This is a genomic window from Pseudomonas sp. NBRC 111124 (assembly GCF_001320245.1).
Taxonomy (GTDB): Bacteria; Pseudomonadota; Gammaproteobacteria; order Pseudomonadales; family Pseudomonadaceae; genus Aquipseudomonas.
Window position 1 is genome coordinate 164,965 of record NZ_BCBA01000053.1, and the last position, 21,892, is coordinate 186,856.

Genomic DNA, 21,892 nt, shown 5'->3' on the forward strand with positions numbered 1-21,892 from the left:
GTCCTCGAGGAGAACCGTCCATGTCCCCTGTCATCGCGCCGGTGCAGTGCGCAACCACACCCCCCAGTGCCACCACCGTGGTCATCATCGGCGGCGGCATCGTCGGCCTGACCGCGGCACTGACCCTCGCCGAGCGCAACATCCCGGTGGTGGTGCTGGAGAAAGGCCGCATCGCCGGCGAGCAGTCCTCGCGTAATCTCGGCTGGGTGCGCAAGACCAGCCGCCACCGCGAAGACCTGCCCCTGGCCTTGGCAGCGGACCGGTTATGGGCGCAAATGCCGGCCCGGGTCGGGCGCGAAGTCGGCTACCGGCAGGCGGGCATCCTGTTCGCCGCCCGAGACCCAGGGCAAATGGCGATGCACGAAGCCTGGTTGAAGTCGGTGCAAGGCTTGCCGGTAGGGTCCCGCCTGCTGAGCAACGCGGAAATCGCCCAGCGCGTGCCAGGCGGGCAAGCAACCTGGGCTGGCGGCATCTTCACCGAAAGCGATGGCCGTGCCGAACCGACCCTGGCCAGCAGTGCCATCGCCACGGCGGCCATGGCCCGTGGCGCGGTGATCGTGGAGCACTGCGCCGTGCGCAGCATCACCACCGCCGCCGGACGCATTGACGGCGTGGTCACCGAACACGGCGAAATCCGCTGCGAGCAGGTGCTGCTGGCCGGCGGCTTGTGGTCGCGGCGCCTGCTGGGCAATCACGGGATCGCCTTGCCGACCTTGCCGTTGAACTGCTCGGTGCTGCGTACTGCAGCCATGCAAGGCCCGACCGACATCGCCGTGGGCGGCCCGGACTTTTCGTTCCGCAAGCATATCGACGGCGGTTTCATCATCACCCAGCGGGGTGCCCTCGATGCGCACCTGACCCTGGATCATGCCTTGCTCGGGCGACGTTACCTGCCGCAGTTCCGCGCTCAGCGGGGTTTGCTGCGGGTGTCGTTCGGCAAGCCCTTCTTCAAGGACCTGGCACTGGCCCGGCGCTGGTCGCCCACTTCGGTTTCCCCGTTCGAGCACATTCGCACCCAGGACCCTGCCGCCAACCCCGCCTTGAACCAGGAGGCGCTGAACAACCTCAGGGCCGCCTGGCCGGTGTTCAAGCAGGCGCGCATCGAGCAGGCGTGGGCCGGCACCATCGATGTGACACCTGACTCGCTGCCGGTGATCGGGCACGTTCAACCGCTGCCGGGGATGGTGCTGGCAACCGGCTTCTCCGGCCACGGCTTCGGCACCTCACCTGCGGCCGGGCAACTGGCGGCGGACCTGATCGACGGCAGCACCCCGCTGGTCGACCCGTCGCCTTACCGCCTGGAGCGCTTTGCCTGATCGACAGCGTCCAGGCGAGCGGTGTGTGAAGGCAGTTCACCGAACAGCGCACGGTAAGCGCCGGAAAAATGCCCGAGGTGGGTAAAGCCCAGGTCACTGGCCACCCGGGCGACGGTGAACTGCTCTGCTGCGGTGCGCTGCAGCCGTTGGCGCACGGCATTCAGGCGCACCGCGCGCAGGTATTCGACCGGGCTCAGGCCGGTCACCCCGAGAAAACTGCGCTGCAAGGTGCTGCGGCTGACATCCAGCCGCTCGCAGATCTGCAACACCGACAACGGCTCGTCCAGGCAATCCAGGCCCATCTGATGCGCCTGCCGGACCAGATAGGCACTGACTGCAACACTCCCCGAGCGCCCGCCGCCGTTCTGACTGACCTGCTCGAGCAACACCAGCATGCACTCGAGCAGCAAGTCTTCAAGCTGCGCTTCCACCAGTGCTTCGCCCTGCAGCGCCGCATCGATCAGCCCTTGCAGCTGCAGGCGTATCGCCCCCAGAAAAGCCGGGCTGACGTTCAACCGGGTGGTCCGGTTCAACGCACGCAGTTCCTGGGCGCTGAACTCACGTTCGGCCAGTTGTTCCAGACGATCGGCGTCGACACTGACCGCCAGCAGGTCCATGCCCTCGGGCGCATGGACGAAAAACTCCTGGCCACTGTGAAGAAGCGTGACATCCGCGCTACCCACGCTGCTGCCCTGGAACACCCCGGCACCCGCACTGCCAGCCGGTAGCGCCAGGCAAAAGCGCCGCGCCGGCGCCGCGCCGTGCTGGACCACACGTTTGTCCAGGCATTCGCGAAAGATCTGAAAGCGTTCTGCGGTGAGATGGGTGAGCTCGGTGTGGGCACTGCCGGCGCTGATCTGGTCGTAGGTCTGCTGCCAGCCGAGGATCGCGCTGGCGTGGGCGTTGACGTCGTTGAAGCGATGGCGTTGAGCGTGCATGACGTATCTGTTACCTCGATTGCATGGGGCGACAGAAAGCAAAGAGCGGGCCACTCAGGCAGGCAAGCGGGTTATCCTGCAAGCCCACCTCGTCGCGAGATTGCCATGTCTTCTGCTGCCGACGCTGCGCCCATCCAGCGCGCCGACCGAGATTCGCGCAACGCCGCCCAAGTGCTCGGCCTGTGCCTGCCCAGTGATGTACTGCTCTACCTGTTGTTGCCGATGTATGCCAGCGACTTTGGCGTGACCCTGGCCCAGGCCGGCGTGCTGCTGGCGGCCAATCGCCTGGTACGCATCATCGGCTACGGCTGGGTGGTGCGCTTCTATGCCCGGTACGGTGACCGCGCGGCCTGCAGCCTCGCCGCCGGTGCCGCCGCGCTCTGCGCACTGGGCAATGCCACGCTGTCCGGTTTTGCCGCGCTGCTGGTGTTGCGACTGGTTTGGGGCCTGTGCTTCGCCACCTTCAATCTCAGCACCCAGACCCTCGCCACCGCCGAGGCGCAGGGTGCGGCTAGGCGCGCCGGGCGTTCGCGGGCAACCCTGGCCATCGGGCCGATGCTGGCGTTGCCGCTGGGCGCAGTGATGGCCCAAGCCTATGGCCCGCGCAGCGTGTTCTTCGTGCTCTGCATCAGCGCCTTGTGCGGCCTGTGGCGCGCCCGCGCGTTGCCCGCCGGCGGCCATGCGATTGCCAGCCCGAGTGGCCGGCGCCTGCGTCTGCCAGACAGCATCGCCACCTGGTCTTTCATCGAAGGTGTAGCGCTGGACGGGCTGTTCATCTTCGGCCTGTCGCTCTATGCGCACGTGCACATGGCCAGCTCGGGCGTGCTGGTAGCCGGTGTGCTGATGGCAGTGCGCTACCTGAGCGAAATGCTTTTCAGCCCCTTCGGCGGGCGCCTGGCCGACCGCTTCGGGTCCCTGCGCATGCTGGTGGTGCTGTCGCTGGCCACCTCGCTGGCACTGCTGGTGTTCGCCAGCCAATGGCTGTTCATCGGTGCCTTCTTCGTGCTTGTGCTGCGCGCCTTGCAGCTGCCGCTGGTGATGACGCTGGTTGCACAGCGCAACCCGCAGGCGCGCATCCAGGCGCTGGCCGGCAACGCCGTATGGCGCGACATCGGCGCCGGGCTCGGGCCGATGCTGGCGGGCGTGCTGCTGCCGCAGGTGCCCGCCATCTGGGCCTATACCGGTGCGGCCTTGGTGCTCGCCCTGGCGGCGCTCAATTGCGCCTGGCAGCCGCACCGATAAAATTGTACAGAAATTATTTTCTGTATAGATTTATCCAGACACCTGCACTATACCTTGTACATCAACCAGTTTTTGTACAGGTATTGTGCATGTCCACCTACCTGCAACACTTCATCGAACGCTTTGCCACGCTGGGTCCAGACAATCTCGACCTGCTCGGCGACTTGTACAGCGACGATGTCAGCTTTCGCGACCCTCTCCATCACGTCAGCGGGCTCGCGGCCCTGCACGCCTATTTCGCACAGCTGTACGCCAACGTTTCCGAGGTCCGCTACAGCTTCGAGGGCCTCGATGAGACAGAGCCGGGCCATGGCTACATCCGCTGGGTCTTGCACTACCGCCATCCGCGGCTGGCCGGCGGCCACCCGATCAGCCTGCAAGGCTGCAGCCATCTGCGCTGGCGTGGCCGGGTCTACTTTCATCAGGACTACTTCGACGCTGGCGCCTTGCTCTATGAACACGTTCCGGTCCTGGGCGGCGCAGTTCGCTGGCTCAAGGGGAGGCTGACATGAGCCGTTGCTGGCTGACCGGTGCCAGCAGCGGCATCGGCGCGGTACTGGCGCTGCGCTTGCTCGAGCAAGGCCACCAGGTAGCGCTGGGGGCACGTCGGGCAGAAAGCCTGGCTAACCTCGCCGCACGCTTTCCGGGCCAGGTCCTGTTGGCCATCGGCGATGTCGACCAGCCTGAGCAGGTCGCCCTGATCGCCTCACAGATCGAACAGGCCTGGGGCTCGCTGGACCTGGTCATTCTGAATGCCGGCACCTGCGAATACCTGGAGCCCGGGCAGTTCGACCCCGCCCTGATCGAACGGGTGATCCGCACCAACCTGATCGGCACCAGCCATTGCCTGGCCGCCGCCCTGCCCTTGCTGCGCCGCGGCCAGCGCCCGCACCTGGTGGTGATGGGCAGCTCGGTCAGCTGGTTTGCACTGCCACGCGCCGGTGCCTATGGCGCGTCCAAGGCGGCGCTGCGATACCTGGTCGAATCCCTGCGCCTGGACCTGGCCCGCGAAAACATTGATGTCACTCTGGTCAACCCCGGCTTTGTCGATACCCCGCTGACCCGCCGCAACGACTTCCCCATGCCACAGCTGTGGAGCGCCGAGCGCGCCGCCGGATATATTGCCGCACGGCTGCCACGCCGCCCGCTGGAGATCACCTTCCCCGCCGCCTTCACCCTGTTGCTGCGCCTGCTCGGCGCACTGCCGGCACGGTGGCGCCTGAAGCTGGGCCTGCGCCTGGCTCGCCAACCTCAGGGCTGACCCATGCGTATCGCCATCATCGGCAGCGGCATCGCCGGCCTCACCTGTGCCCACCTGCTGTCACGCCGGCATGCCGTCACGCTGTTTGAAGCGGCGGACCGGGTCGGCGGCCACACCCATACCGTCGATGTGAACTGGCGCGGCCGGCAGTACGCGGTGGACACCGGTTTCATCGTCTTCAACGACTGGACCTATCCGCACTTCATTCGCCTGCTGGAACACCTGGGCGTGGCCTCGCGGATCACCGAGATGAGCTTTTCGGTGCACGACCCGCGTACGGGTTTCGAGTACAACGGGCACGACCTGAGCAGCCTGTTTGCCCAGCGCCGCAATCTGCTGTCGCCAGGCTTCTGGGGCATGCTGCGCGATGTGCTGCGGTTCAACCGCCAGGCGCTGGATGACCTGGACCAGCAGCGCATCGATGGCACGACCACCCTGGGCGACTACTTGCGCGACAAGCGCTACGGGCAACGCTTCATCGACCATTACATCGTGCCCATGGGTTCGGCCATCTGGTCGATGTCACGGGCCGACATGCTGCATTTTCCGCTGCAGTTCTTCGTGCGTTTCTGCCGCAACCACGGCCTGCTGTCGGTCAACCATCGCCCGCAATGGCGGGTGATCGAGGGCGGTTCACGCAGCTACCTGGCGCCGCTGTGCCGGCCCTTTGCCGAACACATCCGGCTGAACTGCCCGGTGCAACGGGTGAGCCGCGACAACCAAGGCGTGACGGTGGCCTGGGCAGGTGGCAGCGAACGGTTCGACAAAGTGGTCTTCGCCTGCCACAGCGACCAGGCCCTGGCACTGCTGGTCAACCCCAGCGAGCAGGAGCAGGCGATCCTCGGCGCCATCCGCTACGCCAGCAACGACGTGGTGCTGCACACCGACACCCGCCTGCTGCCCCGCCGGCGCAGGGCCTGGGCCAGCTGGAACTACCGCCTGGGTGGCAGCGAGCAGGCCCCCGCCGCACTCACCTACGCCATGAACATCCTGCAGGGCATCGAGGCGCCGGTCACCTTCTGCGTCAGCCTCAACCAGACCGCGATGGTGGACCCGGCGCAGATCATTGCCCGCTTCGAGTACGCGCATCCGCAGTACAGCCTCGCCGCGCTGGCAGCCCAGGCCCGTCAGGGCGAACTGCAGGGCCCGCTGCACAGTTACTACTGTGGCGCCTACTGGGCCAACGGTTTTCACGAAGACGGCGTGCTCAGTGCGCTGACCGTCGCCAGGCGCTTTGGAGAAACCCTGTGAACAGCAGCCTGTGCCACGGCTGGCTCAGCCACCGGCGCCTGACGCCCAGGCCCCACGCGTTCCGCTACCGCATCGGCATGTTCTACCTGGACCTCGACGAACTGCCCCGCCTGCTCGGCCTGTCGCGCTGGCTAGGGCGCTGGCGCCTGGCGCCGTTGTGCTGGCGCGAAAACGATTACCTGCCGGCGTTGACTCGCCAGGGCATGCCCTTGGTCGAGGCCGCGCGCCTGCTGGTTGGCCAGGCCACCGGGCAAGTGCCCGAAGGCGCCGTGCACCTGCTGACGCAACCACGCTGCTGGGGCCTGTCGTTCAACCCGGTGAGCCTCTACTTCTGTCACGACCGCCAGGGCCAGGTCGCAGCCGTGCTGCTGGAGGTGCGCAATACCCCTTGGCGCGAGCGCTTTCACTACGTGCTGCCGGTGCAAGGCGACCTGACCCGGCCATTTACCGTGGCCAAGGCCTTTCATGTCTCGCCGTTCATGCCCATGGACATGGACTACCGGCTGCATTTCGCCGTCGATGGGCAACGCGTGCGCGTGCACATGGAAAACTGGCGCGCCGGGCAGCAAGTGTTCGCCGCAGACCTTGCCCTGCTCCGCCAGCCGCTCGACCGCACCCACCTGCATCGCCACCTGCTGGCCTTCCCGTGGATGAGCCTGCGCACCGTGGCTGGCATTTACTGGCAAGCCCTGCGCCTGCTGCTCAAACGCACCCCCGTGCACGACCACATCGCCAGCCAGCGCGACTTGGCGCTTGGCCACCCCCTTTTCGAGGAACCCGACCATGCCCGAACCGACCTTGAGCGTTAGCAAATCGGCCAGCCTCGCTCCGCTGCTCGGCGGCCTGGCCAGGCGTGCGGTGCTGACGCAGCTGCGCCAGCTGAGGCACGGTCATCTGCGCCTGATCAGCCGTGACCAGCAATGGACCTTCGGCGACGTCGCCAGCACGCTGTATGCAGAAGTGGAGATCGTTGACGAAGCCGCCTGGGGCCTGGTGGCCGGCAACGGCTCGATCGGCGCCGGCGAGGGCTATATTCACGGTTACTGGCGCAGCCCGGACCTGGCCGCAGTGACGCGGCTGTTCGTCGCCAACCTCGATGTGCTGGACGCCATGGAAGGCGGCCTGGCCCGCCTGGCACGTCCGGCCCTGCGCCTGCTGCACCACTTCAACCGCAACAGCCGGCGCGGTGCGCGGCGCAACATCCTGGCCCACTACGACCTGGGCAATGCCCTGTTCGAGCGGCTGCTCGACCCGACCATGATGTATTCCGCCGCACAGTTCGACAGTGCCGAGCAGAGCCTGGAACAGGCCCAGTCGAACAAGCTTCGGCAGATCTGCCAGAAGCTGGAACTCAAGCCCGGCGAACACCTGCTGGAAATCGGCAGCGGCTGGGGCAGCCTGGCCATCCATGCGGCCGTGCAGCATGGCTGCCGGGTTACCACCACTACCCTCTCCGCCGCACAGCATGCGCACACCTTGCAACGGGTCAAGGCGCTGGGCCTGGAACGGCATGTCACCGTGCTGCACGAGGACTACCGCGACCTGCGCGGGCGCTTCGACAAGCTGGTGTCCATCGAGATGATCGAGGCCGTCGGCCACCGCTACCTGCCCACCTACTTCCGCCAGTGCGCCGCGCTGCTCAAGGACGACGGCCTGATGCTGCTGCAGGCCATCACCATCCGCGACCAGCGCTACGCCCAGGCCCGGCGCTCGGTGGACTTCATCCAGCGTTACATCTTCCCCGGCGGCGCCCTGCCCTCGCTGAGCGTGCTGCTCGACACCGCCAGCCGCCAGACCGCGCTGAACCTGGTGCACCTGGAGGACTTCGGCCAGGACTATGCGCGCACGCTGCGCCATTGGCGCGACAACCTGCGCCATTCGCGCACCGAGCTGGCCAGGCTCGGTTACGACGACACCTTCCAGCGCCTGTGGGAGTTCTACCTGTGCTACTGCCAGGGCGGCTTCGAGGAACGGACCATCGGCGTGGCCCAAATGCTCTGGGCGGGGCCCCAGGCGCGGCGGGCGCCGCTACCGGGTGCCTGAACATGGGCCGGCGTGGCTGGCTGCTGGGCAATGCGCTTTGGCTGCAGGCCGGCTGGTGGCTTTGTGTGCTGGGGGCACACCGGCCCTGGCTGTTGCTGATGGTGGTGATCGGCCTGCTGCTGCACCTCTGGCTGAGCCCACGCGGTGAGCTGCGTGTGCTGCTGAGGGTCGCAGCAGCCGGCTGGCTGCTGGACAGCACCCTGGGCGTGCTTGGCGTATTCAGCTTCAGACAGTGGCCACTGCCGCTTTGGCTGGCACTGCTGTGGCTGGTGTTGGCCAGTGGCATGCGCCACAGCCTGGCAGGGCTCGGCCAGCCCGCATGGCTCGCAGCGCTGCTGGGTTTGATGGGTGGCCCATTGGCCTATCTGGCGGGCGCCCGACTGGCTGGTGTCGAGCTGCCACTGGGGGGCCTGGAGACCGCGCTGATCCTGGCACCGGTCTGGGCGTTGACCCTGCCGCTGGCCTTGCGCTTGGCAGCCAGGGCCTGATCAAACCTTTCACCTTTCCAGCCTCGCCGCCACTGCCATCGCCATCTCGACGAACACCCGCGCCGCCGCACTCTGATAGGCGCCCTTGCGCTGCAGCAGTACGGCCGTGCGCTGCAGCCGGATCGGGTCGAGCGCAATGGCAACCAGGTCGTCATGGGCCAGCGCGATGGTCGCCGGCAACAGCGTCGACAGCCTCGTGCGGCGCACGATCTCGGTCACCGCACTGATGGTGTTGGCTTGCATCCGCACCTGCGGCTGAATGCCATGGTGCTGGCAGAAGCGGTCGATCTGTTCGCGGGTGGCAAACTCGCCGCTGAGCAGCACCAGCGACTCTGCGCTCAAGGCCTCCAGCCCGATGGATGCAGCCTTGGCCAAGGGGTGCCGGCGGTTGACCACCAACGCCAACGTCTCGACCAGCAACGGGCTGGCCTCGATGTCCTGGGCCTGAACGTCCTCGAAGGCGATACCCACGTCCAGCTCATCCGCCAGCAGCAGCGCTTCCATGCGCTCCTGGGACATTTCCCGCACGTTCAGGGTGATGTTCCCATAGCGATTGTGGAATGCCTCGACCAAGGGGCCGACCAGGTAGCTAGTGAACGTCGGCGTTACGGCCACCCGCAGGGAACCGCGGCTGAGGTCGCTCACGTCATGAATCGCACGCTTGGCTTCCTCCAGTTGCTGCGCAGCCCGCCGTGCATAACCCAGGTAGACCTCCCCGGCATCGGTCAGCCGCGTGGTGCGCCCCGAGCGATCGAACAGCTGCGCGCCAAGGCTTTCCTCCAGCTGGCGGACCTGCTGCGACAGCGCTGGCTGCGACACATGCAGGGCCGTTGCGGCCTTGGTGAAGCTGTGATGCTGCGCCACGGCGAGGAAGTACTGGATGTGTCGGGCAAGCATGGGCACTCACATAAGATAATCTGATCGGCCTAATCATAAATTAGACTTTTACCTTATGCCACGCCCTCCGTAATCTCTGCTCCAACGCACCGCGACACAGAGGCAGCAGCCATGAAAGACATCATCGACGGTTTCCTGAAGTTCCAGCGCAACGCCTTCCCCGAGCGGGTCGAACTGTTCAAGGGCCTGGCCACCCAGCAAAGCCCGAGGGCGCTGTTCATCTCCTGCTCCGACAGCCGCCTGGTACCGGAACTCGTCACCCAGCGCGAACCCGGCGACCTGTTCGTCATCCGCAACGCCGGCAACATCGTACCCTCCTACGGCCCTGAGCCCGGTGGCGTCTCCGCCTCGGTCGAATACGCCGTCGCCGCGCTGCAGGTGGCCGACATCGTCATCTGCGGCCACTCGGACTGCGGCGCGATGACCGCCATCGCCACCTGCAAGTGCCTGGACCACATGCCCGCCGTGGCCGGCTGGTTGCGTTACGCCGACTCTGCCAGGGTGGTCAACGAAGCCCGCCAGCACCCGGATCAGCCGACCAAGGTCGCGGCCATGGTGCGCGAGAACGTCATCGCCCAGCTGGCCAACATCCAGACCCACCCCTCGGTACGCCTGGCCCTCGAAGAAGGCCGCGTGACCCTGCACGGCTGGATCTACGACATCGAGAGCGGCCGCATCGACGCCTTCGATGGCCACACCGGCAGCTTCGTTTCCCTTGCCGACAACCCCCAAGTACACGCGGTTTCCCATCAAGCCAGGCACGTTGCCTGAACCCTGCATTCCACCCACGGAGATAACCCCATGATCCAGTCGCAAGCTACCCAGAGCGTCCGCCAGGCGCTGACCGAAGTCATCCTCATGGCCAAGGCCCGCAAGGACCTGTCCTACGCCCAGATCACCGAAGGTACCGGCCTGTCCGAAGCCTTCGTCACCGCCGCCCTGCTCGGCCAGCACCCGCTGCCCGCCGACGCCGCCAAGGTGGTGGGCGAAAAGCTCGGCCTCGACGTTGACGGCATCGCCCTGCTGCAGACCATCCCGATCCGCGGCAGCATCGGCAACGGCATCCCCACCGACCCGACCATCTACCGCTTCTACGAGATGCTGCAGGTCTACGGCACCACGCTGAAGGCGCTGGTCCACGAGAAGTTCGGCGACGGCATCATCAGCGCCATCAACTTCAAGCTGGACGTGAAGAAGGTCGACGATCCGGAAGGCGGCTCCCGCGCGGTGATCACCCTGGATGGCAAGTACCTGCCGACCAAGCCGTTCTGATCCTGCTGTAACCGGCTCGCCGCCTGCGGGCGGCGGGCCCGATCCGACGTGAGGAGCAACGCCCATGGATATCATCTTTCGAAACGTGCGTATCGATGACGCGCAACCGTTGCAGGACGTGGCCGTGCACAACGGCAAGATCGCCCAGATCGCACCCGCGATTGCCGCGCGCGCAACGCAGGAAATCGAAGGCAACGGCAACGTGCTGATTCCAGGCTTCGTTGAAGGCCACCTGCACCTGGAAAAGGCCAACGTCATGCAGCGCAAGGCCAATCGCTCCGGCACCCTGAAGGAAGCAATCGCGGTCACCGCCGCGCTCAAGCCAACGCTGACCCGCGAGGACATCCTTGAACGTTCGACCCAGGTCCTGCGCGCCCTCGTGCAGGCGGGCAGCACCCATGTCCGCGCCCATGCCGAGTTCGACCCGGTGCAAGGTTTCACCGGCCTCGACGTGGTGCTGGAGCTGCGCGAAAAATTCCGCGACATCATCGACATCCAGGTGGTCGCTTTCCCCCAGGAAGGCATCCTGAAACTGCCAGGCATGAAGGCCATGATGGTCGAGGCCATGGAAAAAGGTGCCGATGTGGTCGGCGCCATTCCCTACAACGATGTATCCCCCTTCGACCACATCGACTTCGTCTTCGACCTGGCCAAGCGCTACGGCAAGGACATCGATTTTCACCAGGATTTCGCCGATGACGCCGAGCAGATGACCATCGAGTACGTGGCCCGGCGCACAATCGCCGAGGGCTATCATGGCCGCGTCTGCGTCGGCCACCTGACCAGCCTGGCCGCGGTCGAACCCGAGCGGCAGGCGCGCATCATCGAACTGCTGCGCGAGGCTGACATCAGCGTGATGTGCCTGCCGGCCACCGACCTGCACCTCGGTGCCCGTGGCGATAGCCATAACGTGCGGCGCACCCTGACCCCGGTGCGCGCGTTGCGCGATGGCGGCGTGAACGTGTGCCTGGCCACCAACAACATTCGCAACGCGTTCACCCCGTATGGCACCGGCGACCTGCTGAACATTGCGCAGCTGGCCATCCCGGCCTGCCACCTGGGCGGCGCCGATGACCAGGCCACGGTGCTGCCGATGCTCACGACGCGCCCGGCCAGGGCCTTGGGATTGAAAGACTATGGCCTGGCGGTGGGCAAGGACGCGGACCTGGTGCTGGTGGACACGCGGGCGGTCAGCGATGTGATTCTCGACCTGCCGGCGCGGTTGATGGTGCTCAAGCGGGGTAAGGTGGTAGCAACTGCGGAGCATCGGCGGTCGGTGGTTTTTTGAGTGCCCGTCGTGATGAGTCGGAGATCCGGCGCAGTCGCTAAAATGCCTGAGAAAAGAACAGGGGGCGGCCCGACATCAGTCAGTGGCCTGCGGCCTCAGGACAGTATCATCGACACGTCGACAGAATGGAGGTTGTCAGGGTGACTGAACAGGAAAAACGGATCGTTGTAATTGGCGCAGGCATCATGGGCGCATCACTGGCGTATCACCTGGCGCGCAAAGGCGCGAGGGTCACCGTGGTCGATGCTGAAGGTATAGCGTCGGGCGTGACTGGCCATTCTTTCGCCTGGATCAATACCTCGTCCTCCGAACCTGATCCCATCGCGCCACTGCGCAGTGCCGCCATCGAGGCGTACCACCAACTCGAGACGGAGCTGCCGGGCTTGACGGTGCAATGGACGGGCGCCCTGTCCTACGGCGAGATGACAAGCGCCGCGCCGTCAGCTGCAAGTAACCCGCCTGTGGCCAACAGGCTCTCACGGGCGCAGATTCTGGACCTTGAGCCCAACCTCAAGCATCCACCTGAGTCTGCTTCCTATGCGCCAGCAGAAGGCGCGCTGGACCCCATGGCCACTACCCAGGCGTTGATCGCAGGTGCCCAGGCTCACGGAGCGAAAGTGCTCACGCGAACGCCTGTGCACGGCCTTGCGATCCGGCATGCAAAGGTGATCGGCGTCGAAACAGCGATGGGCATCATCGAGGCCGATCTTGTCGTCGTGGCTGCCGGGACAGGTATCACGAAACTGACGGACAGGCTGGAAATGCCGCTTCCAATAGAGGCCTCACCTGCCCTTCTCATCCGCTACAAGACACAACCCAACCGGGTGCGAACACTGATCTCCAGCCCGGAAATGGAAGTGCGGCAAACGGCGCAGGGCGCCTTGCTGGCAGCAGAAGATTACCTGGACGACACCACAGAAAATCAGCCCGATGCGATAGCGTTACGTACAGCCAAGGCCATTCAAGACGCGCTTCATGGCGTAGTTGCAATAGAGCCGGAGTGGGCGTGTGTCGGGCTCAGGCCCATGCCTGCCGATGGCATTCCCATCATCGGTTATTTGCCCAAGGTTGCCGGCGTGTATGTGTGTGCAGCGCACCCAGGCATCACCTTGGCGGCGATCGTCGGAAGGCTCGCCAGCGAGGAGATCATCGATGGCGAAGTCTCCAGTGCATTGGGGCCCTGTCGGCCCGATCGTTTCTTTCGCGACTGACTTTCTCAAGGCGTGAAGCGGACGTTCGCCATGACATCGTTTGCGCTCGACCATAAGCGCAAACGGTGTCAGACGTGATCAGTTTACTGAGGAAGCGAATTACACTTCGGACTGCTGGGGTGCTTTCTGGCCAAACCGGATCAGCTCGTTGGAAAAACACAGTCCAAAGAGGATTAACCCGGCGCCCAAGTACAACGTATCTCGCGGTACTTCATTGAGGAATATGAATGCCAGAAACGCGGCAAACAGTGGCTCAGTCAGTTCCAGTGCTTGGACTTGTGATGGCTTTAGATACTCGATGGCCTTTGTGGTACAGAAGAAGCCCAGAATGGTCGGTAACGCAGCCAAAGCCAGCAATGCCATGACCGCTACGAGCGACATTTCGCCCATGATGAATCCATCGTTCGCCGCCGGCATAAGCAAGTAAAGGCTACCGAAAAACAAGAGTTGCCGCGTGAAATGCAGCCCCCCGCGTACACCCATCCGCTTCATGGCAACCGAAAAGGCGCCATAGCCACAACCGCCAATCGAAGCAAGCAATGCGCCTTGCAGCGTAAAGCCTTGTCCCAGGTCGGCGCCAAAAATTACCGTAATACCGGCGATCGTCAAGCAGGCGCCTGCCATTGCATTGGCGGTGATGGGTTCGTGAAGGACGATACGTCCCAGCAGAATCGATGATAGAGAGGCGCTCGCCATTAGCATCACGACGACGCCCGCCGCCGCGTAATGGCTGTAGGCCGACGTTTCAAAGTGGAACAGCACGAAAATACCGAGAAAGGCACAAATGGCTGCGTGAAACCACTTGGCGGTGGTCGCGGACCGCTTGAGAAACAGCAGCAGGACTGACAGTAGCAGGCAGCCGAGAACAGTTTTAATCAAGGCGACGCTGCTGGAGCTGAATCCACTGCTCATCAATACCTTGCTAAGTACACCGATTGTCGCATTCAGGGCTGCGGCGCAGAGTGCAAAGAGGACGCCTTTGCCAAAATGGGTTTGCATTAATACATTCCTTGTAAAAGGGAATTCAGCGTACGCAGAGCGCATGTTTATAGAAGTAGCCCGGGCATCCTGAGACACACACTTCGAGCGCAAGCTCGCTGTCATGCGTATGCCTTGAGCCACCACACCTGGGCTGCCTCAGGGAAGAAAGTGATCCCTGACGTAGCGCACGGTCTTTTCCAACGTGCGCGCCATATCGGGATGCTTCAACTGATACTTGCGTTCCAATTGCTCGCTACTACTCCTGTCGAAGCGCTGCGTCTGGATAAAGTCCAATGACTCGGCGCTGATAGCAAATCGCCTTGCCAGCCCGGGAATCATCAAAAGCCACCTGAGCAACCTGATGGGTACATGCTGGCGGGGCGCCTTGATCTCCAGCGGTTTTGCGATCTGCTCAAGCATCCCCTGCAGGCTCATTGTGTGCTCATAGAGCGCCAGGACCTGCCGGTTGGCCATCGAGGGGTCGAACGCCACACAGGTCATCATCGCCACCAGGTAGTCGACGCTGACAATTGGCAACCAGTGCCTGGGCGAACCGGGGACCGCTTTGAACCGACCGTGTGCCAGATTTCGAATGAGTTCGACCAGAGGCTGCCCTTCCAGGATGTGCCCACTCTCGCTGTGGCCACACACCGTAGCAGGATGAACGATGGCGTAGTCCGCACCCACATCCTGCATATAACGGATGACGGCGAAATGGGACTCGATCTTGCTGCCTTCGTAGCCACCTACCCGGCGGTAGACGTCGGGCCAGTGTGTGTTTTCAGGGCACTCATGATCAACCCCGATACCGGCCAGGTGGTCAAGGTTCTGCAGCATGAAGCCGCCCACCATCAGCAATCGAATACGTTGGCTCGCCGCAAGCTTGGCGGCCCTCAGCGCCCCTTGCACATTGACTGCTCGGGCGCGCTCCATTGACAGCCCCCAGGTAAACTCCGCCGCCAGGTGAAAGATCACAGCGGCCGTAGACAGACACTGCTTGTCCGACTCGCTGAGCCCAAACCCCTCTCTGCTGATATCACCCTCAACGGCATGGATATACGCAGGATCACCGCCCAGTTGATGCACCTGTTTTCTAAGACGCTCAAGGTTCCCTGGGGTGCGCATAAGCACCCAGGTCTTGTACCCTGTCGCAGTAAGACGGGCCAGTAAATGTTGCCCGACAAATCCACTGCCGCCGGTGACGAAGCACTCCACACTCATGTCCGATCCCTTGTTTGGATAATGGGTGCAGGCTAAGGTGTAGAGCACGCTCTACAGTCAAGGGGTTTTTAGTGTGAACGTGGGTGAGTTAGAACGCCGCAGTGGCGTTGGTCGGCATGCGTTGCGTTATTACGAACAGCTCGGGCTTATCGTGGCACAACGACAAGCCAACAATTACCGCAGCTACAGCGATCAGACGGTTGTTGATCTGGCCTTTATTCAGAGCGCCCAGAGCGGCGGTTTTTCCCTCGCTGAGATTGGACAAATCCTTGCTGCCAAGCGGGGCAACAAGATCGATTGCGCGCAAGGCGCGGACTTGGTCGCCAGCAAGATGGCCGAAATTCAAGCGAAGATCGCCACGCTGCAAGCCGCTTATGTCTTGCTGAACGCGGAGCATGCGAAGCTTGAAGCCAGTGCCATTGCCAACGGCCTTGTTACTCGCCCACTTGCCTGACCGCTTGCATACCTCTAAGCCGTTGCCTCCCGGCAAGGCCCTTCGCCTGGCCAGTTGCTCCAAGCCCTTCACGGGCATGCCATAAGACCTCAGCGGCCGATGGCATTGCACGGGTTCTATTTGACGCTGGACCGCTCGTGATCGGACTCCAGCAATACTGCGCCCTCACCGACTAGCGCCAACCGGTCGCCTGGGTTTCTCAGCGGGCAGTCGGTCATGGACAGGCATCCACAGCCAATGCATCCGTCGAGTTCGTCCCGAAGCTGGGTCAGGCTTCCGATACGCTCATTGAGCATGTCCCGCCATTGGGTGGATAACCTTGCCCAATCTTTAGCGGTCAGTGCCCGACTCGAGGGTAACTCATCCAGTGCTGCCTTGATTGTCGCCAGCGGGACGCCTGCCCGCTGAGCGATCTTGACGATTGCAATCTTACGCAAAACGTCCCGGTTATATCGGCGCTGGTTGCCAGCATTACGCCAACCCTGGATCAGCCCCTTGGCTTCATAGAAGTGCACCGTGGCAACGGTAACGCCGCTGCGGCGCGCAACGGCACCGACAGAGAGTGGGACGCCTACATCAATCTTCATCGCAACCACCCTATTGACCTCATGTATACATGAGGTTTTATAAGTGACGGCCCATATCTACGCAACTCGTGAAGAGGGTCAAAATCACATGGAAAACCCAAACACCCCGACCGGTCATACCCCTGATCCTTGCAGTGGCATCAACGAAAGCAAACCTGCCTCCCAAACGGGATGGAAAGATCTGTTGTCGGGCAAGAACGCCACCCGCGCCCTTGCTCTGGCAGGCGGGGTGGCGCTGCATGCAATCAACGTCTATATCGCTACCACCATGCTCCCGACGGTGGTGAAGGAGATTGGCGGGCTCGACCTTTATGCATGGAATACAACACTGTTTGTGGTGGCATCCATCCTGGGCTCGGCGTTGTCCAGCAAAGTGCTTGGGCGAGTAGGGCCAAAGGCGAGCTATGGGTTGGCAGCCTTGATTTTTGCGGTTGGAGCGGCGATGTGCGCAACCTCGCCCAATATGCCGCTCATGCTTGTAGGGCGTCTGGTTCAGGGCATTGGGGGTGGGCTGCTTTTCGCCCTGGCCTACGCAATGATTCGTCTCGCCTTCGACGAGTCGTTATGGCCTCGGGCCATGGCTCTGGTTTCAGGTATGTGGGGTGTGGCGACGTTGGTCGGCCCAGCCGTGGGCGGAATCTTTGCCGAATGGGGCGTCTGGCGAGCGGCGTTTTGGGCAGTGACCGTGGCAGCCGTCCTGTTCGCGCTGCTAGCCTGCGCAGTACTGCCTGACCGAGATAGATCCCGAACCAACGCCGGCAAATCCTCCATACCTTACAGGCAGTTGTTGCTCCTGACTCTCGCAGTAGTCGCTATCAGTGCGGGAGGCACTTTTGCGGATCTGTCGCGAAATATCTTGGTGATCGGCATAGCATTTGCCTTGAGCGTACTGCTTATCCGTGTCGAACGCAGTTCGCAGAACAAATTGCTGCCAACCGAGGCTTTCCTTTTGCGCTCCAGGTTGGCGGCGCTCTACGCCATGATGTCACTGCTGGTGCTGATGGTGACCAGTGGTGAAGTTTACGTGCCGCTGTTCCTACAGGTTCTGCATCATCAATCTCCTTTGGTAGCGGGATATCTGGCAGCCCTGATGGCGGCGGGCTGGACTGCGGGATCTCTGATCAGCTCGGGTGCGACAGGGCCGTCCCTCTCTCGTGCAATCATGGCAGGGCCTCTCTTGGGCTGGTTTGGCATGATCGCCTTGGCATTGCTGGTGCCCAACAGTGGCACGGGTGCAAGGTTGGAACTGGCGCTGATTTGCTTGGCGTTGGCGGTCATCGGTTTGGGCGTTGGCCTGACGTGGCCACACCTGCTGACAACTGTGCTCAAGGTGGCTCCGCCCGATGAGCAGGAGCTAGCAGGGGCGTCAATTACCACGATTCAGTTACTTGCCACCGCAACAGGTGCGGCACTTGCCGGCCTGGTCACCAATGCCGGGGGGCTGATTGAGCCCGGGGGAATGGAAGGGACTGCACAGGCCGCGCGCTGGCTGTTTGGTGTGTTCGCGGTGATGCCTCTTCTGGCTGCAATAATTGCCAGAAGAGGCCGTTGGTGACAGTACAGCCGGTTTCATGACCGACCAGAACACCGCCAGCACTTTGTCAAATACAACTTCCGAGGCTGCCGGCTGGTGTCCGTCTATGGGAGCAACGTCGACTGCAAGCCCTTTTTCTTGCGGATGGGGCTTTAGCTGCTCGCGAGTTCTCTGCGAACGATCTCTGCGCCAGCACTCAAGGCCCTCAGCTTGCCGCTGGCCACCCGCCGCGGCAGCGGCGCCATGCCGCAGTTGGTGCAGGGGTAGAGCTTGTCGGCATCCACGAATTGCAGGGCCTTGCGCAGGGTATTGGCAACTTCCTCAGGGGTTTCAATGGTGTGGTTCGCCACGTCGATGGCACCGACCATCACCTTCTTGCCACGGATCAGTTCGATCAGGTCCATGGGGACGTGGGCGTTGTGGCATTCCAGCGAGATGATGTCGATGCTGGACTTCTGCAGCTTGGGGAAGGCTTTTTCATATTGCCGCCACTCCGAACCGAGGGTCTTTTTCCAGTCAGTGTTGGCCTTGATGCCATAGCCATAGCAGATGTGCACGGCCGTTTCGCACTTCAGGCCCTCGACCGCCCTTTCCAGGGTGGCGACGCCCCACTCGTTCACTTCGTCGAAGAACACGTTGAAGGCCGGTTCATCGAACTGAATGATGTCAACGCCGGCAGCCTCCAACTCGCGCGCTTCCTGGTTGAGGATCTTGGCGAATTCCCAGGCCAGTTTTTCACGGCTCTTGTAATGGCCGTCATACAGCGTATCGATCATGGTCATCGGGCCTGGCAGCGCCCACTTGATCGGTTGCCGGGTTTGCTGGCGCAAGAACCTGGCCTCTTCGACAAACACCGGCCTTTGCCGCTCGACGGCACCCACGACCGTCGGCACGCTCGCATCATAGCGGTCACGGATCCTGACGGTTTCGCGCTTATCGAAGTCAACGCCGCTGAGGTGCTCGATGAAGGTGGTGACGAAGTGCTGGCGGGTCTGCTCGCCATCGCTGACGATGTCGATGCCGGCGTGCTGCTGCTCTTGCAGGGCCAGGCGCAGCGCGTCCTGTTTGCCTTCGACCAATGCCTCGCCCTGCAACTTCCAAGGTGACCAGAGTGTCTCCGGTTGTGCGAGCCAGGAAGGTTTCGGCAAGCTGCCGGCAGTGGAAGTGGGTAACCGTTTTTTCATGATGCAAGACCTTATAGTGCTGGTATTTCAAGCAGCGTATTGAGCAGCCCATTGCTCAAGCACTTCCTGATATGGCTTGATAAAGTGCTCTTCGACAAAGCGTCCCTGTTCGATGGCCAGCCGGCTACGTTCCTCGCGGTCATAGACAATGCGCGTCAATGAATAATCCTGGTGTTGCAAGCTTGGCTGGTAGCACTTTCCGGCAGCGGAGTTGGCGTTGTAGATCTCGGGCCGATAAATCTTCTGGAACGTATCCATGGTGCTGATGGTGCTGATCAGTTCCAGCGTGGTGTAATCGCCGAGCAAATCACCGGAGAAATAGAACGCCAACGGCGCGACACTGTTTGGCGGCATGAAGTAACGTACCTTCAGGCCCATCTTCGCGAAATACTCATCCGTCAGCGAATAGTCATCTTGCTGATATTCAAAGCCCAGTACCGGATGCTGGTTTTCAGTGCGGCGGTACGTCTTGCTGCTGGAGACGCTCAGGCAGATGACCGGCGTTTTGGCAAAGTGTTCCTTATACGCCGGCGAATTGACGAAGCACTTGAACAGCTTGCCATGCAGCTCGCCAAAGTCCTCAGGCGTGCTGAGGGCTGCCTGATTCTGGTTGTGCCCCAGCAGCACGACGCTGAAATCGTAATCGCGCAGGTAAGATGAGAAATTGTTGCCGACCATGCCCGCGGTACGTTCGCCAGTGGTGTGATCGACGATGTGGGTTTTCAATATTTCGATCAAGGGCAATGCCTGATCATGACTGTCGTCACCCAGGCTCATTTCGACCGAAACAATTTCAAGCTCGACGCTGTAACGATCCCCTTCGGGATTATCCCAGTGCGCCAGGGCATTGAAACGGTTGTCGATCATCCTCAATGTGTTGCGCAAGTTCTCCTGACGGTTCGCGCCCCTCGCCAAGTTGGCGAAATTGGTGGTGATGCGCGTCGTTTCAGCAGGACGATAGTGCTCGTCAAAACGGATGCTTTTTATCGAAAATTTGAAGTCTGTGCACGTCATGATCGAACGTCCCACTTAAATATTTAAATAGCTGCTTGGTGGGACGCATTCTAAGTTGCGGATCTGTATGAGCGGAACTGAATTGATTTCACAGCACCGTTAGTCATATTCATGACAGGCGCTGCACCTATCGTTGCCGGGCAGCGGGTCGTCTATGCTCAAGCCTCTCTGGCGAAGGAGTCACCCCATGTCAAAGCTTTATCCCAGTATTGATCCCGAGGGGCTGGTCGAGTATTCGGTGGTCTACACCGACCGCTCGCTCAATCACATGTCGCAGGCCTTTCAAGGTGTGATGAGGAACATTTCCAAAACCCTGAAACAGGTCTACAACGCCCAGGCCGTTGCGGTCGTCCCGGGCAGCGGCACCTTCGGCATGGAAGCGGTAGCGCGACAGTTCGCCACCGGCCAGCAATGCCTGGTGATACGCAACGGCTGGTTCAGTTATCGCTGGAGCCAGATCCTCGAAATGGGCAACATCCCGGCGGCCACCACGGTGTTGAAAGCCAGGCCGGTCGATGCGGGCCGCCAGGCAGCTTACGCCCCTCCCCCTCTGGACGAAGTGCTGGCGGCCATCGAGGCGCACAAGCCAAAGATTGTCTTCGCTCCCCACGTTGAAACCTCCTCCGGGATCATCCTGCCCGACGATTACCTGCGGGCCGTTGGCGACGCCGTGCATGCGGTGGGAGGTTTGTTCGTGCTGGACTGCATCGCCTCAGGCACGATCTGGGTTGATATGCACAAATGCGCAGTCGACCTGCTGATCAGCGCACCCCAGAAAGGCTGGAGCGCCTCCCCTTGCTGCGCCTTGGTGATGTTCAGTGCCCTGGCCCTCGCACGCATCGAAAAGACGCAAAGCAGCAGCTTTGCCTGCGACCTGAAAAAGTGGCTACAGATCATGCAGGCCTACGAACAGGGTGGGCATGCCTACCACGCAACCATGCCCAGCGATTCACTGGCGCGTTTCAACGACGTGATGAACGAGATGCAGGGCTACGGATTCGACAAGGTCCGCAGCGAACAACAGGCACTGGGCGATCGGGTGCGCGCCCTGTTGGCCGGCAAAGGCATCAAGAGCGTGGCCGCGGCCGGTTTTGAAGCCCCGGGCGTGGTGGTGAGCTACACCGATGACGCCGATATCAAGAGCGGCAAGAAATTTGCCGAACACGGTCTGCAGATCGCCGCCGGCGTGCCGTTGCAATGTGACGAGCCAGCCGACTTCCAGACCTTCCGCATCGGCCTGTTCGGGCTCGAAAAACTGCACAACCTCGAGCGCACGGTCAGCACCCTTGAACAGGCACTGGACGAAGTGCTGGCGAACTAAGCCCTCATCGGCGGGCCGTGAAGCCGGGAGGCAGGCATTGCTCGAAGACCTCGACGCCTGCTCATCCCAGCCCGGCCACCCTGATTCACCCCGCTACTCGAAACGGACGATCCCCGCCCGCCCCCACTTCGCTACCCTCGTTACCTACCCCTACCTGCCGCCCCACCATCAATGACTGGAGAACCTATGAGGGTACTGGTAAGCGTCAAGCGAGTGGTCGACTACAACGTCAAGGTTCGCGTCAAGGCGGACAACAGCGGTGTCGACCTGGCAAATGCCAAGATGTCCATGAACCCCTTCTGCGAAATTGCCGTGGAACAGGCCGTGCGCCTGAAAGAACAAGGTATCGCCAGCGAAGTCGTGGTGGTCTCGGTCGGCCCGAACGCCGT

At 62.4% G+C, this 21,892-nt stretch carries 22 protein-coding genes and 1 pseudogene; 16 read left to right on the plus strand and 7 right to left on the minus strand.

Features of this window, described 5'->3' with window-relative positions; all coding sequences use genetic code 11:
- The first annotated feature begins 20 nt into the window (after positions 1-20).
- Positions 21-1,316, plus strand: coding sequence for an FAD-binding oxidoreductase (locus APH28_RS20730; RefSeq protein ID WP_060512395.1), 1,296 nt, complete (start codon positions 21-23; stop codon positions 1,314-1,316).
- Here the strand turns inward: APH28_RS20730 and APH28_RS20735 are convergent.
- On the minus strand, positions 1,292-2,254 hold the full coding sequence (locus APH28_RS20735; protein ID WP_060512396.1) for a helix-turn-helix domain-containing protein: 963 nt from the start codon (positions 2,252-2,254) through the stop codon (positions 1,292-1,294). The genes APH28_RS20730 and APH28_RS20735 overlap by 25 nt on opposite strands.
- A gap of 105 nt (positions 2,255-2,359) precedes the next feature.
- On the opposite strand from APH28_RS20735, the gene APH28_RS20740 reads away from it, so the two are divergent.
- The 7 genes from APH28_RS20740 to APH28_RS20770 all read left to right on the plus strand — a co-directional run bounded on the left by APH28_RS20740 (position 2,360) and on the right by APH28_RS20770 (position 8,539).
- The gene (locus tag APH28_RS20740) at positions 2,360-3,496 is read left to right on the plus strand and encodes an MFS transporter (protein ID WP_060512397.1); all 1,137 of its coding nucleotides are present in this window, start codon (positions 2,360-2,362) and stop codon (positions 3,494-3,496) included.
- Positions 3,497-3,585: 89 nt separating this feature from the next.
- Positions 3,586-4,008 carry a nuclear transport factor 2 family protein gene (locus APH28_RS20745; RefSeq protein ID WP_060512398.1) on the plus strand — a complete coding sequence of 141 codons (423 nt, stop codon included), beginning with the start codon at positions 3,586-3,588 and terminating at the stop codon, positions 4,006-4,008.
- Positions 4,005-4,757: an SDR family oxidoreductase gene (locus APH28_RS20750; RefSeq protein ID WP_060512399.1), complete on the plus strand. Its 753-nt coding sequence runs from the start codon at positions 4,005-4,007 to the stop codon at positions 4,755-4,757. The genes APH28_RS20745 and APH28_RS20750 overlap by 4 nt, the downstream gene beginning before the upstream one ends.
- 3 nt (positions 4,758-4,760) lie before the next feature.
- Positions 4,761-6,008, plus strand: coding sequence for an NAD(P)/FAD-dependent oxidoreductase (locus tag APH28_RS20755; RefSeq protein WP_060512400.1), 1,248 nt, complete (start codon positions 4,761-4,763; stop codon positions 6,006-6,008).
- Positions 6,005-6,817, plus strand: a complete 813-nt coding sequence (locus tag APH28_RS20760; protein WP_060512418.1) for a DUF1365 domain-containing protein — start codon at positions 6,005-6,007, stop codon at positions 6,815-6,817. The genes APH28_RS20755 and APH28_RS20760 overlap by 4 nt, the downstream gene beginning before the upstream one ends.
- Complete coding sequence (locus APH28_RS20765) at positions 6,792-8,051, plus strand: cyclopropane-fatty-acyl-phospholipid synthase family protein (protein ID WP_060512401.1); 1,260 nt, start codon at positions 6,792-6,794, stop codon at positions 8,049-8,051. Before APH28_RS20760 ends, APH28_RS20765 begins: the two co-directional genes overlap by 26 nt.
- Before the next feature lie 2 nt (positions 8,052-8,053).
- Positions 8,054-8,539: a DUF2878 domain-containing protein gene (locus APH28_RS20770; RefSeq protein ID WP_060512402.1), complete on the plus strand. Its 486-nt coding sequence runs from the start codon at positions 8,054-8,056 to the stop codon at positions 8,537-8,539.
- Positions 8,540-8,548: 9 nt separating this feature from the next.
- On the opposite strand, the gene cynR is transcribed toward APH28_RS20770, so the two are convergent.
- Entirely contained in the window at positions 8,549-9,436 is an 888-nt protein-coding gene (gene cynR / locus APH28_RS20775; protein ID WP_060512403.1) for a transcriptional regulator CynR, read from the minus strand.
- 111 nt (positions 9,437-9,547) lie between these two features.
- Here cynR and APH28_RS20780 point away from each other — a divergent pair, with 111 nt between their 5' ends.
- The 4 genes from APH28_RS20780 (at position 9,548) to APH28_RS20795 (ending at position 13,207) form a co-directional block, all read left to right on the plus strand.
- The gene (locus tag APH28_RS20780; RefSeq protein ID WP_060512404.1) at positions 9,548-10,207 is read left to right on the plus strand and encodes a carbonic anhydrase; all 660 of its coding nucleotides are present in this window, start codon (positions 9,548-9,550) and stop codon (positions 10,205-10,207) included.
- Between the two features lie 30 nt (positions 10,208-10,237).
- Positions 10,238-10,708, plus strand: a complete 471-nt coding sequence (gene cynS, locus APH28_RS20785) for a cyanase (RefSeq protein WP_060512405.1) — start codon at positions 10,238-10,240, stop codon at positions 10,706-10,708.
- 64 nt (positions 10,709-10,772) lie between these two features.
- Entirely contained in the window at positions 10,773-11,996 is a 1,224-nt protein-coding gene (locus APH28_RS20790) for an amidohydrolase family protein (RefSeq protein WP_060512406.1), read from the plus strand.
- Positions 11,997-12,070: 74 nt separating this feature from the next.
- Positions 12,071-13,207, plus strand: a complete 1,137-nt coding sequence (locus APH28_RS20795; protein ID WP_256250240.1) for an FAD-binding oxidoreductase — start codon at positions 12,071-12,073, stop codon at positions 13,205-13,207.
- A gap of 99 nt (positions 13,208-13,306) precedes the next feature.
- Here APH28_RS20795 and APH28_RS20800 read toward each other — a convergent pair whose 3' ends face one another.
- Together APH28_RS20800 and APH28_RS20805 are read right to left on the minus strand one after the other, a co-directional pair.
- The gene (locus APH28_RS20800; RefSeq protein ID WP_060512408.1) at positions 13,307-14,206 is read right to left on the minus strand and encodes a DMT family transporter; all 900 of its coding nucleotides are present in this window, start codon (positions 14,204-14,206) and stop codon (positions 13,307-13,309) included.
- 138 nt (positions 14,207-14,344) lie between these two features.
- Positions 14,345-15,409, minus strand: a complete 1,065-nt coding sequence (locus APH28_RS20805; protein ID WP_060512409.1) for an SDR family oxidoreductase — start codon at positions 15,407-15,409, stop codon at positions 14,345-14,347.
- Between the two features lie 73 nt (positions 15,410-15,482).
- Between APH28_RS20805 and APH28_RS20810 the strand changes: the two genes are divergently transcribed.
- Positions 15,483-15,863, plus strand: a complete 381-nt coding sequence (locus tag APH28_RS20810; RefSeq protein ID WP_060512410.1) for a MerR family transcriptional regulator — start codon at positions 15,483-15,485, stop codon at positions 15,861-15,863.
- Between the two features lie 116 nt (positions 15,864-15,979).
- Here APH28_RS20810 and soxR read toward each other — a convergent pair whose 3' ends face one another.
- Positions 15,980-16,450, minus strand: coding sequence for a redox-sensitive transcriptional activator SoxR (gene soxR / locus APH28_RS20815; protein WP_060512419.1), 471 nt, complete (start codon positions 16,448-16,450; stop codon positions 15,980-15,982).
- 88 nt (positions 16,451-16,538) lie between these two features.
- On the opposite strand from soxR, the gene APH28_RS20820 reads away from it, so the two are divergent.
- Positions 16,539-18,005, plus strand: a complete 1,467-nt coding sequence (locus APH28_RS20820; RefSeq protein ID WP_082432358.1) for an MFS transporter — start codon at positions 16,539-16,541, stop codon at positions 18,003-18,005.
- A gap of 131 nt (positions 18,006-18,136) precedes the next feature.
- Here APH28_RS20820 and APH28_RS20825 read toward each other — a convergent pair whose 3' ends face one another.
- Positions 18,137-19,168 (minus strand): methionine synthase, encoded by a 1,032-nt coding sequence (locus tag APH28_RS20825; RefSeq protein WP_060512411.1) that lies wholly within the window; start codon positions 19,166-19,168, stop codon positions 18,137-18,139.
- A 27-nt stretch (positions 19,169-19,195) separates the two neighbouring features.
- Entirely contained in the window at positions 19,196-20,182 is a 987-nt protein-coding gene (locus APH28_RS20830; protein ID WP_060512412.1) for a DUF1852 domain-containing protein, read from the minus strand.
- Positions 20,183-20,369: 187 nt separating this feature from the next.
- Here APH28_RS20830 and APH28_RS20835 point away from each other — a divergent pair, with 187 nt between their 5' ends.
- Positions 20,370-21,503: an aminotransferase class V-fold PLP-dependent enzyme gene (locus APH28_RS20835; RefSeq protein WP_060512413.1), complete on the plus strand. Its 1,134-nt coding sequence runs from the start codon at positions 20,370-20,372 to the stop codon at positions 21,501-21,503.
- Positions 21,504-21,689: 186 nt separating this feature from the next.
- Positions 21,690-21,892: pseudogene (locus APH28_RS20840) on the plus strand (electron transfer flavoprotein subunit beta/FixA family protein); the annotation flags it as partial.

Excerpts from the sequence above, each read along its gene's own strand:
- cynS (WP_060512405.1), top strand. The coding sequence starts at position 10,238 with ATGATCCAGTCGCAAGCTACCCAGAGCGTCCGCCAGGCGCTGACCGAA.
- cynR (WP_060512403.1), bottom strand. The coding sequence starts at position 9,436 with ATGCTTGCCCGACACATCCAGTACTTCCTCGCCGTGGCGCAGCATCAC.
- soxR (WP_060512419.1), bottom strand. The coding sequence starts at position 16,450 with ATGAAGATTGATGTAGGCGTCCCACTCTCTGTCGGTGCCGTTGCGCGC.
- APH28_RS20800 (WP_060512408.1), bottom strand. The coding sequence starts at position 14,206 with ATGCAAACCCATTTTGGCAAAGGCGTCCTCTTTGCACTCTGCGCCGCA.
- APH28_RS20735 (WP_060512396.1), bottom strand. The coding sequence starts at position 2,254 with ATGCACGCTCAACGCCATCGCTTCAACGACGTCAACGCCCACGCCAGC.
- APH28_RS20770 (WP_060512402.1), top strand. The coding sequence starts at position 8,054 with ATGGGCCGGCGTGGCTGGCTGCTGGGCAATGCGCTTTGGCTGCAGGCC.
- APH28_RS20825 (WP_060512411.1), bottom strand. The coding sequence starts at position 19,168 with ATGAAAAAACGGTTACCCACTTCCACTGCCGGCAGCTTGCCGAAACCT.
- APH28_RS20780 (WP_060512404.1), top strand. The coding sequence starts at position 9,548 with ATGAAAGACATCATCGACGGTTTCCTGAAGTTCCAGCGCAACGCCTTC.
- APH28_RS20730 (WP_060512395.1), top strand. The coding sequence starts at position 21 with ATGTCCCCTGTCATCGCGCCGGTGCAGTGCGCAACCACACCCCCCAGT.
- APH28_RS20830 (WP_060512412.1), bottom strand. The coding sequence starts at position 20,182 with ATGACGTGCACAGACTTCAAATTTTCGATAAAAAGCATCCGTTTTGAC.
- APH28_RS20740 (WP_060512397.1), top strand. The coding sequence starts at position 2,360 with ATGTCTTCTGCTGCCGACGCTGCGCCCATCCAGCGCGCCGACCGAGAT.
- APH28_RS20750 (WP_060512399.1), top strand. The coding sequence starts at position 4,005 with ATGAGCCGTTGCTGGCTGACCGGTGCCAGCAGCGGCATCGGCGCGGTA.
- APH28_RS20805 (WP_060512409.1), bottom strand. The coding sequence starts at position 15,409 with ATGAGTGTGGAGTGCTTCGTCACCGGCGGCAGTGGATTTGTCGGGCAA.
- APH28_RS20790 (WP_060512406.1), top strand. The coding sequence starts at position 10,773 with ATGGATATCATCTTTCGAAACGTGCGTATCGATGACGCGCAACCGTTG.
- APH28_RS20820 (WP_082432358.1), top strand. The coding sequence starts at position 16,539 with ATGGAAAACCCAAACACCCCGACCGGTCATACCCCTGATCCTTGCAGT.
- APH28_RS20765 (WP_060512401.1), top strand. The coding sequence starts at position 6,792 with ATGCCCGAACCGACCTTGAGCGTTAGCAAATCGGCCAGCCTCGCTCCG.
- APH28_RS20755 (WP_060512400.1), top strand. The coding sequence starts at position 4,761 with ATGCGTATCGCCATCATCGGCAGCGGCATCGCCGGCCTCACCTGTGCC.
- APH28_RS20835 (WP_060512413.1), top strand. The coding sequence starts at position 20,370 with ATGTCAAAGCTTTATCCCAGTATTGATCCCGAGGGGCTGGTCGAGTAT.
- APH28_RS20745 (WP_060512398.1), top strand. The coding sequence starts at position 3,586 with ATGTCCACCTACCTGCAACACTTCATCGAACGCTTTGCCACGCTGGGT.